This window comes from Streptomyces sp. NPDC058877 (assembly GCF_042742855.1).
Classification (GTDB): Bacteria; Actinomycetota; Actinomycetes; order Streptomycetales; family Streptomycetaceae; genus Streptomyces.
Genome location: NZ_JBHYMF010000246.1, coordinates 1 through 9,085, shown reverse-complemented (window position 1 = coordinate 9,085; position 9,085 = coordinate 1). Strand labels below are relative to the sequence as shown.

The following is a 9,085-nucleotide window of genomic DNA, read 5'->3' as shown; positions in this document are numbered from 1 at the left end:
AGGGGCTTCACGCATGTCTGACGTCGGGTCATCACCCAGGCCACCCGCAAGCTGTCACGCACCGCAACCATCACGTTGCCGAGAAGACCTCACTGACCCAGACCAGTCAGCGGAATTGGGTGATCTGTCGCCCTGGTAGCAGAAATGATGCCCTGACCTGTGAGGATGCGAGTGTCTACGTCGTATCCGGCACAAGAGTCAGGGCACCTTTCTGGTGAGCGAGCGTACAGGGTGGGACCGGGGCCTGGTCGTGAGGGCGGACGGGAAGGGGCTGGTGGGGCATGCCGGGGTGGTGCTGCTGCGGCGCCTCGCGGACCGGTCGGGGCTGACGCAGGCACTGGCCGGGGTGTTCCCGGCCGGAGGGCCGGGGTGGCGGGACCGTGCGGTGGTCTTCATCCAGCTGGCGATATCCATACCCTCCACGATCAAGACGACCTCGCCGACGCCGAACCCGACACCATGCGCTTTCGGATCTACCACCTGCCGGCCCGCCTCGCCGCCCACGCCCGCCGACGGCACCTCCGCCTCGCGGCCGACTGGCCCTGGGCCAAGGCATTCGTCACGGCATGGCGACGCCTGTCCGAACTCCCCGCCGTCACCTGACGCCCGGGCCCCCGCCCCGACGAAGACCAGAAAGGAGCAGTCCAGCACCACCACCGGGACCGTGGAACCCGGCGCAGCCGCAGCGTCACGCGACGGCCCTGACCGCCAACAGCAAGGACAAACAGGGCGAAGCAATCACGCTACACGGCAGCGATCACCCCTGACGGATCGAGGCTGACAGCCGGAACCGTGTTACCGCTCTTCGTGAGGCGCTCGCTCATCGAGTGGTCGTTACGGATGGAGCGATGGGCACGATGTTGCAGGCTCAAGATCCCAGTCTTGAGGACTTTCAAAACCTTGAGGGCTGTAACGAGATTTTGAATGTGACGCGTCCCGACATCGTGCGTGCGGTGCATGAGGCATATTTCACGGTGGGAGTGGATTGTGTGGAGACGAACACGTTCGGCTCCAATCACTCGGCCGCGGGTACTACAGCCGGAGATCTTGAGGGTCAGTGATCGGTGGGATCGGCTGATGGTGGGCCCAGGCTCGTAGGTGGTGCGGGAGAGGGTCGCCGCGGCGGCGGCAGTGGCTGACGAGGGCGCGGGTCTGGTGGAGTCGGCGCCAGAAGTCGCAGGCCAGGACGGTCTCGACGGGATGGTGGGGGTTGAGGTGGGTGGCGGCGAGGCAGTGCCGGATGGCGTGGGCCGAGGGCCGCAGGAGCGGTCCGGGGATCAGCCGGTGGCCTCGCTCGCGGGCCAGACCCGGTATCCGTCGTCTTCGTCACCGAGACCGTAGTTGTGGTTCTGGAAGCAGTGAGGCTCCCCGTCGATGTCAGCAAGGCCAACGCGGGGCCCGTCGTACCACTCCAACTGGGTGTACACGCGCTCGAAGCCGTCCGCGATCAACTACTCTTCGGTCCAGGTCCCAGCCACACGGGCATGCTAACGGCGAGTGGCTGCCGCATCCGTGATCGCCATCTACGACTGAAGCGCGCTGTCACCCCTGGCCTGAGGCCCTGCTCCCACCGAAGGCGGGCTGCACGGCAGCGCCGGAGGCCTGGCTCGCCCTCCGGGGACGGGCGAGCCAGGTCGGTAGGTGCGGTCGTCAGCAGGTGACGGCGGTCTCCAGTGCGACCGGTCGCGGCGACCACGGGTAGCTCGTGACGGCAAAGCTCGCCTTCACGGTCGAGCCGCAGGCGACGGTCCCGGAGATCCCTCGGACCTCAACGATCGAGGAGTTGAAGACCACCCGCCGGTTCAGCGTCCCCGCAGGCGCCTCACCGGTCAGCGTGGTGAACAGCTCCTGCCCGAGTGGAGACGGGCTGCCGGGGCTGGTCGGACCGGCCAGCGAGATCCGGCCGTACACCTCGACCTGGTCGCCGGTGATGTCGGCGCAGACGCGGGTGGCGAGGCCTGCCTGCAGACCCGACGCACCACACACCGTGGTGGTGACGGTGGCGGTCTGGGCGGATGCAGTGGTGGGCGCGACGGCGATCAGCGCGAGACCGGCGGCGCCGGCCGCGAGCACGAACTTGCGAGACATAAGAAGGGTCCTCCCCTGAGAACTTCACATTTCCGGACCATCCGGCTGTGCAATGTCACACTGTAACCCTATAGTGATCACCAGATGTCCGAACGATCACGGAGTGGCGCACACCACGCGAACAAACCGGATGACCCGCCTCCACCCGCCCGCCTGGTCATGCTTCGTCTGGCTCCTCATCCGGTTCCGCCAAGGACTCCACCCAGCAGGCCATCGTCCTGACTGGGCCGGGCTCCGGATTTCCTCCCTGTCCCACGCTCGCCCAGGCCCCGAACACCCGGGGCTGCTGTGCCGCGTGAAACCTCTTGAGCGAGGTTTTCGACGTTGTCGAGTAGGTTCCCGTCAGCGCTCAAAAATCTTGAAGATTTGGCGGCAGGCGACCCGCTTGAGGCATCGCTGAGCATTATGGGAGGAGTTCCCTCGGAGATCTTGCGTGCGGCATACGTCTTCACAGAAGAATCGAGTCGCATTGAATCTTTCTCGGTAACGTTTCGTGACGTTTCGTGATCTTCGGTCAGACGGTGCGGCCGTGTTCCAGCTGGAGCAGGACGAGGGCGGCTCGGGCGATCCGGGTGATGCCGCTGGGGTCGAGGCTGACCCGGCGCAGGGCCTTGAAGGTGACCTTGAGCAGGGCGTTGGCCCGCTCGGCGACCGCGTGGACGCCTCGGATGACCGAGTTGAACGCCTGCTGCTCGTCATCGAGTTCGCTGCCCTTGGGCTTCTTGACCGGGTGGCGGAAGCCGTCGCCGGCGTTTACGTGGCCGAGGTCGGTCAGGGTGGGAATGTCCAGGGTGGAGGCGAGCCGGTTGAGGGCGTCGACCAGGCCGTGAGTGCGGGCGCAGGTGGTGTCATGCTCGCGGCCGGGGCGGACCGGGGAGACCCAGATCGGCCAGCCGTCGGGGTCGGAGATGACCTGGACGTTGCCGCCGTGGTGCTTGTGCTTCCCGGACCACCAGAGGTCGGCGCCGTTGGGGCCGGGGGCGGCGACGCGGTCAGTACGGATGACGGTGCCGTCCAGGTTGAGATGGGTGTAGCCGGCGGACGCCGCCCGTTCCAGCGCGGTGGACAGATCCGGGGCGTGGTCGGCGAGCACGGTCAGCCCTTCGTGCAAGTAGCGGTACGCGGTGGGCACCGAAACCCCGTTGTCCCGGGCGAGTTGGGCCAGCCGCGTCCCGTCGACGAACCACCGCAGCACCAGGACACCCTGCTTGAAGACGCCCAGAGCGCGGGTCCCCCTGCGGGTGCCGAGCCGTTCGCGGTGCTCGCGCAAGAGTTGGGCGAGAGCCTCGGCGGTCTCCCTGCCGACGTGGAGTGTTGCGGTGTAGGTGATACTGGTCAACGCGTGAAGCCTCTTGGTTCCGGAACGTGATCTTCGCAGACCTGTTCCTACCAGGGGCTTCACGCGTATCTGATGCCGGGTCAAGCCTATCTGATGGCCTCGCCAGCCAGGAAGATCACGGATCTGTCGGACGGGCGGCCTGGCCAATACTCTGAACTTCGTCCGCACTGCCTGGGGAGAGTCATGACAAGTAGGTTCACTGAGTTGGCCGTTGACTGCCATGATCCTGAGAGGCTCGCGGCCTTCTGGTGCGAGGTCCTGGACTTCAAGGTGATCGACCGGAGCGAGGGCAAGGTCGAGATCGGCTCCTGGGTGCCGACCGTCGAGGATGTTCGGGCCCGTCAGATGCCGCCCACCCTGGTGTTCATCCAGGTACCTGAGGGCAAGACCGTGAAGAACCGGCTTCACCTCGACGTCAGCCCAATCGACGGCAGCACCGAGGACGAGGTGACCAGATTGCTCGGCCTCGGCGCCACCAAGACGGATGTGGGCCAGGGGTCAGACCGAAATTGGGTAGTCATGGCAGACCCCGAGGGCAACGAGTTCGACGTCCTACGCACCCTGGCACCGCAGACCTATTGATCAGAAACGGTTTGGGTTCTGGGTCGTTGGGTGGGTGTGAGCGATCTGGTGGGGGACGCGCGGCATCTGTCGCCGTCGGCGCAGGAGGCCCTGCGGTTGCGGGCGGTGGCCGCGTTGGTGGCGGGGCGGGACCGTGAGGACGTGGCGGCGGTGTTCGGGGTGTCGCTGAAGGCGGTCGACGGGTGGTGGGCGAAGTGGCAGGCCGGCCGGCGGGACGCGCTGGTCATGCGTCGGCGTGGCAAGCCGGTCGGGGTGCACCAGGTGCTCGGGGAGGCCGAGCAGGCCGCGGTGCGGCAGGCGGTCCTGGACCACCGGCCCTGTGACGTGGGGCTTTCCGGTCAGTTGTGGACGCGGCGGCTGGTGGGTGAGCTGATCGCGAAGCTGTACCGGGTGCGGCTGACCGAGCCGGGGGTGGGCAAGTACCTGAAGCGGTGGGGGCTGTCCTTCCAGCGCCCGGACAAGCGGGCCGTCGAGCAGGACCCCGAGGCCGTCCGGCGCTGGCATCAGGAGACCTGGCCGAAGATCCGCGCGAAGGCAAGGAAGGACGGCGGCGAGATCCTCTTCGCCGACCAGGTCGGCATCCGCTCCGACCAGGTCACCGGCCGCACCTGGGGCGAGAAGGGCAGGACCCCCGTCGTGCGGCGGAGCGGGAACCGGTTCTCGGTGAACGCCATGTCCGCGATCAGCACCAAGGGCCGGATGCACTTCATGGTCTTCACCGAGAGCTTCACCGCCGAAGTAATGTGCCGCTTCCTGGAACGGCTCGCCGGTCACTTCGACCACAAGGTCCATCTCGTGATCGACGGACACTCCGCCCACCGCTCCAAGAAGGTCCGCGACTGGCTCGCCGCCCACCCCGACGACGTCGAACTGCACTTCCTGCCCCCGTACTCGCCCGAGCTTAACCCCGACGAACTGGTCAACGCCGACCTCAAGCACAACCTGCCCAAGCAGCACCGTGTGGACGATCGCGTAATTCGGCTCTGGCGCTGATCTTGTGACGCGGTGGGTGTCAGTGGTGGCTGTGATCATGGCTGGCGTGTTCTTCGCGGAGTTTCGAGGTGTTGTTCCCTCATCTGGCTGGTGTCGTGGTGGAGTTGGTCGAGCGGGCCGTGGCCGGGGTGGTCACGATGCATGCGCGGGCCCGCTCGGCGGGTGCGGAGTGTCCGCATTGCGGTAGTGCGTCGGGCCGGGTGCACGGCCGGTACCTGCGGCGGCTCGCGGATGCCGCGGTCGGAGGCGCCGGTGTGGTGATTGAGCTGCTGGTGCGGCGGTTCAAGTGCGCGAACCCGGCGTGCCCGGCGGTGACGTTCGCCGAGCAGATCGCGGGGCTGACGAGCCCGCATGCCCGCTACTCGCCACTGATGCGTGAGCAGTTGACCTCGATCGCTCTCGCGCTGGCCGGCCGCGCGGGTGCCCGTCTGGCCGGGGTGCTGGGCCTGCGCGTTGCCAAGGACACCCTGTTACGTCTGGTCCGCGCCACGCCGGAAGAACCCGTCGGAGAGATCCGTGTGCTCGGGGTCGACGATTTCGCGCTACGGAAGGGCGACTCGTACGCCACGATCCTGGTGGATCTGGAGAGGCGGCGCCCGGTGGACGTGCTACCCGGCCGGGATGCCGAACCGCTGGCCGCCTGGCTGAAGGGCCATCCGGAAGTGGAGATCATTTGCCGGGACCGGGCCGGGGCCTATGCCGAGAGTGCCCGCAGCGGCGCCCCGCAAGCGGTGCAGGTCGCCGACGCCTGGCATTTGTGGCACAACCTCGGCGAGGCCGTGGAAAAGACCGTCTCCGCCCACCACGCCTGCGTCCGGACCTCGTTCGAGAACACCGTACCGGCCGCCCTGCCGACCAGCGACGACATCTGGCTGACGCCGCCGGCACCGGGTGCCGCGCTGCTCGACGTCTGCGGACGAGAGCGCCGACTGGTGACCCGGACCAGGGAACGCTACGCCGCCGTGCGACAGCTCCTGGACGACGGCAGCACGCTGGAGGAGATCTGCCGGACACTCCGGCTGGACCGATCCACCGTGCGCCGCTTCGCCCGCGCCACCAGCGTCGACGAGCTGCTGGTCAAAGCGACGAACAGGTCCACCATCCTGGACGAGTACACGCCCTACCTCCACCAGCGGTGGAACGAGGGCTGTCACAACAGTGCCCAGCTCCACCAGGAGATTGTTGCCTTGGGCTTCGCCGGAAGCATCCAGACCGTCCGCCGCTATATCCGTCCGTTCAAGGCCGCCACCACCGCGCCACCCGCGCGGCGCCCGGCTCCACGGCCCCGCCGCATCGTCCGCTGGATCATGACCGACCCCGGAAACCTGACAGCCGATGATGCCGCCGATCTCAAGGAGATCCGGACCAGCTGTCCCGAACTCGACGCCGTCACCCACCACGTCCGCGACTTCGCTGCCATGATGCGCGACCTGCGGGGCGACCAATTGCCCGCCTGGATGGAGCGCGTCCTCGCCGACGACCTGCCCGCCCTGCACTCCCTCGTCACCGGACTGAGCCGCGACATCGACGCCGTCACCGCCGGGCTCTCCACCCCCTGGAGCTCCGGCCAGGTGGAAGGACAGGTCACAAGGACGAAACTACTCAAAAGACAAGGCTATGGACGCGCCAACCTCGACTTCCTGCGCAAGCGCGTACTCCTCACGCCCTGACACCCACAGCGTCACAAGATCAGCGCCAGAGCCCGTAATTCCCCAGGGCTGCGGTCACGTAATTCCCCAGGTGCTGCCGTCTTCTATCTGTCGACCGACCACGTTGTGTCGCCCGGTGGGATGCCTGCCGTGAGGATGTGGTCGACGATCCGCAGTGAGTCGGGCAGCGGCACTGTGTCCTCGTCGAGGTACTCGTCGTGCTGGCCGTTGGCCAGGATGAAGCCCGTGCTCCGGCCGATAGCTTCCGGTGTGACAGCGTGCTCGCCGGGATCGTCCTCGTCATCAAGGAGCATCACCATCGCGCGCTTGGCGTTCGTGATGACGGCCAGAGAACGACCATGCGAACTGGTCAGCCATGTTTCCAGCTGACCGGCATCGATTCGCTCTCGAAGCACCGCCAGCGCCGCCGCGGGCGACGCTGGGACGGTGCCATCGCTGAAGATCCAGGACTCGGCCATGCGGATGACCTTCTCATAGGCCGCGAGCGGCCTGGCCTAGCTGGTCGACGGCTTGGCAGCAGGAGTCCGGGGTCGCTTGTTGGGGCGGTAGCTGGGGCCGTTCATGATGACCTGGTGGCTGGTGTTGATGAGCCGGTCCAGGAGGGACTCGGCGACGACGGGGTTGGGGAAGAGGGGATACCAGTCGCTGGGCGCCCGGTTGCTGGTGATGATCAGGGACCGGCCCTGTCGCTCGGAGACAAGTTCGTAGAGGTCATCAGCCTGGGCCGCGGACAGCTGTCGCATGGCGAAGTCGTCGAGGATGAGGACGTCGGGGCGGACGAGTTCGCGGATCCGTTTCTCCCAGGTGCGGTCCGCGTGGCCGCCGGCGAGGTCGGCGAGGATACGGCTGGTCTTGGCGAAGCGGACGTGGGCGCCCTGACGGACGGCGAGGTGGCCGAGGGCCTGGGCGATGTGGGTCTTGCCGACGCCGACGGGGCCGAAGAGGATGACCAACTCCCCTGCGTGGAGCCAGCGTAGGGCTCCCAGGTCGCGAATCTGGGCGGCGGGCAGTTTCGATGAGGCGGTGAAGTCGAACTCCTCCAGGGTGACCTGCTGCTCGAACTTCGCCCACTGCAGGCGGCGTTGGAAGGCGACGGTCTCGCGGCGGGTGATCTCGTCCTGACAGAGGACCTGGAGGAAGTCGAGGTGGCCGAGCTCGCCGCCGTGGGCCTGGGCGAGGCGGGCGTCGAGGGTTTCCAGCATGCCGGACAGTCGCAGGGCCTTGAGTGACTCCCGCAGGGCGGCGTCCATCACGGTCATCGGGCTTCCACCTCGGCTTCGTCGTGGACCTGGTCGTCGTGGATGTCGTCCGTCGTGTCGGGGGTCACGACGGCGGCGAAGAGCTGGGCGGGGCCGTGGAGGAAGGCCGCGGTGAAGTTTCCCCGTGATCTCGGACACTCGATGGTTATGCCGCGAGAGCGTGTTGATGCCGCTGCCGGGTCTCGGCCGGGGTGAGGTAGCCGAAGATCTTGTGCTTGCGCAGGCGGCGGTTGTAGAAGGTCTCGATGAAGGTGAAGACCTCGGCGCGGGCGGTCGCCCGGTCGGGCCAGGTCCGGGTGCCGATCTCCTCCTTGAGCAGGGCCCAGAAGCTCTCCGCGGCGGCATTGTCGAAGCATGATCCGGTCCGCCCGCAGCTCTGCCGGAGTCCCAACTCGCCTATTCGGTCCCGGAATTGGGATGAGGTGTACTCGCTGCCGCGATCACTGTGGATCACACAGCCCGGCTCCAGGTTCCCCCGGCCATGGGCCATGTCCAGGGCGTCGACGACGAGCTCGGCACGGTGGTGATCGGCCATGGCATAGCCGACGACCTCGCGGGTGGCCAGGTCCAGCCAGCAGGCGAGGTAGAGCCAGCCCTCGGCGGTGGGCAGGTAGGTGATGTCGCCGACCAGCTTGATCCCGGGACGCTCGGCGTGGAAGTCGCGGCCGATCAGGTCCGGGGCCGGCTTCGCCTTCGCATCCGGCCGGGTCAGCGAGCGGCGCCTGCGCCGCGTGACGCCGCGTATGTCGCGCTCACGCATCACGCGCGCGATGCGCTTGCGGTTCACCCGCCGCCCCAGGCGCCGCAGCTCAGCGTGGATGCGCGGGACACCGTAAGTGTGGCGGGAGGCGATGTGGAGCACCGTGATCTCGTGCCCGAGCGCGTCGTCGGCGGCCTGACGGGCGCGGCGGGCGGTCTCGCCATCACACCACGCGTAGTACGACGAGCGGGCGACCTTCAGCACCCGGCACAGCAGAACGACCGGGTATTTCGCCTTCTCCGCGTGGATGAACCGGTACAGCTCGCTCACCGGTCGTTCTCCTTCACGAAGAAGGCGGTGGCGGAGTCAACCGGTTGATGCAACAGCTGCCGCGAGCCTATCAGCGGGAGTTTCGAACCCGAGGGTCTGCCGGGGTCGTGTGTTCAGCTTGAGG

At 67.3% G+C, this 9,085-nt stretch carries 10 protein-coding genes and 1 pseudogene; 5 read left to right on the top strand and 6 right to left on the bottom strand.

Features of this window, described 5'->3' with window-relative positions:
- Positions 1–459: 459 nt before the first annotated feature.
- Together ACFW2Y_RS32575 and ACFW2Y_RS32570 are read left to right on the top strand one after the other, a co-directional pair.
- A complete protein-coding gene (locus ACFW2Y_RS32575; protein ID WP_384886326.1) occupies positions 460–603 on the top strand; it encodes a hypothetical protein in 144 nt (47 codons plus the stop codon).
- Positions 604–770: 167 nt separating this feature from the next.
- Positions 771–1,031: pseudogene (locus ACFW2Y_RS32570) on the top strand (homocysteine S-methyltransferase family protein); the annotation flags it as partial.
- Positions 1,032–1,277: 246 nt separating this feature from the next.
- Here the strand turns inward: ACFW2Y_RS32570 and ACFW2Y_RS32565 are convergent.
- The 3 genes from ACFW2Y_RS32565 to ACFW2Y_RS32555 all read right to left on the bottom strand — a co-directional run bounded on the left by ACFW2Y_RS32565 (position 1,278) and on the right by ACFW2Y_RS32555 (position 3,427).
- Positions 1,278–1,451 (bottom strand): hypothetical protein, encoded by a 174-nt coding sequence (locus ACFW2Y_RS32565; protein ID WP_384886323.1) that lies wholly within the window; start codon positions 1,449–1,451, stop codon positions 1,278–1,280.
- 199 nt (positions 1,452–1,650) lie between these two features.
- Entirely contained in the window at positions 1,651–2,088 is a 438-nt protein-coding gene (locus tag ACFW2Y_RS32560; protein ID WP_384886320.1) for a hypothetical protein, read from the bottom strand.
- Between the two features lie 514 nt (positions 2,089–2,602).
- Positions 2,603–3,427: a transposase family protein gene (locus tag ACFW2Y_RS32555; protein ID WP_384886317.1), complete on the bottom strand. Its 825-nt coding sequence runs from the start codon at positions 3,425–3,427 to the stop codon at positions 2,603–2,605.
- Positions 3,428–3,610: 183 nt separating this feature from the next.
- On the opposite strand from ACFW2Y_RS32555, the gene ACFW2Y_RS32550 reads away from it, so the two are divergent.
- The 3 genes from ACFW2Y_RS32550 to ACFW2Y_RS32540 all read left to right on the top strand — a co-directional run bounded on the left by ACFW2Y_RS32550 (position 3,611) and on the right by ACFW2Y_RS32540 (position 6,672).
- Positions 3,611–4,009, top strand: a complete 399-nt coding sequence (locus ACFW2Y_RS32550) for a VOC family protein (RefSeq protein ID WP_384886314.1) — start codon at positions 3,611–3,613, stop codon at positions 4,007–4,009.
- A 36-nt stretch (positions 4,010–4,045) separates the two neighbouring features.
- Positions 4,046–5,002 (top strand): IS630 family transposase, encoded by a 957-nt coding sequence (locus ACFW2Y_RS32545; RefSeq protein WP_384886312.1) that lies wholly within the window; start codon positions 4,046–4,048, stop codon positions 5,000–5,002.
- A gap of 68 nt (positions 5,003–5,070) precedes the next feature.
- Positions 5,071–6,672, top strand: a complete 1,602-nt coding sequence (locus ACFW2Y_RS32540; RefSeq protein WP_384886309.1) for an ISL3 family transposase — start codon at positions 5,071–5,073, stop codon at positions 6,670–6,672.
- Positions 6,673–6,755: 83 nt separating this feature from the next.
- On the opposite strand, the gene ACFW2Y_RS32535 is transcribed toward ACFW2Y_RS32540, so the two are convergent.
- From ACFW2Y_RS32535 to ACFW2Y_RS32525, 3 genes are all read right to left on the bottom strand, one after another.
- Positions 6,756–7,130, bottom strand: coding sequence for a hypothetical protein (locus ACFW2Y_RS32535; protein ID WP_384886306.1), 375 nt, complete (start codon positions 7,128–7,130; stop codon positions 6,756–6,758).
- 36 nt (positions 7,131–7,166) lie between these two features.
- Positions 7,167–7,931 (bottom strand): IS21-like element helper ATPase IstB, encoded by a 765-nt coding sequence (gene istB / locus ACFW2Y_RS32530; RefSeq protein ID WP_384886303.1) that lies wholly within the window; start codon positions 7,929–7,931, stop codon positions 7,167–7,169.
- A 145-nt stretch (positions 7,932–8,076) separates the two neighbouring features.
- Positions 8,077–8,961, bottom strand: a complete 885-nt coding sequence (locus ACFW2Y_RS32525; protein WP_384886300.1) for an IS3 family transposase — start codon at positions 8,959–8,961, stop codon at positions 8,077–8,079.
- Positions 8,962–9,085 lie beyond the last annotated feature (124 nt).

Coding starts and splice junctions, on each gene's coding strand:
- ACFW2Y_RS32575 (WP_384886326.1), top strand. CDS start 460: ATGCGCTTTCGGATCTACCACCTGCCGGCCCGCCTCGCCGCCCACGCC.
- ACFW2Y_RS32560 (WP_384886320.1), bottom strand. CDS start 2,088: ATGTCTCGCAAGTTCGTGCTCGCGGCCGGCGCCGCCGGTCTCGCGCTG.
- ACFW2Y_RS32550 (WP_384886314.1), top strand. CDS start 3,611: ATGACAAGTAGGTTCACTGAGTTGGCCGTTGACTGCCATGATCCTGAG.
- ACFW2Y_RS32535 (WP_384886306.1), bottom strand. CDS start 7,130: ATGGCCGAGTCCTGGATCTTCAGCGATGGCACCGTCCCAGCGTCGCCC.
- istB (WP_384886303.1), bottom strand. CDS start 7,931: ATGACCGTGATGGACGCCGCCCTGCGGGAGTCACTCAAGGCCCTGCGA.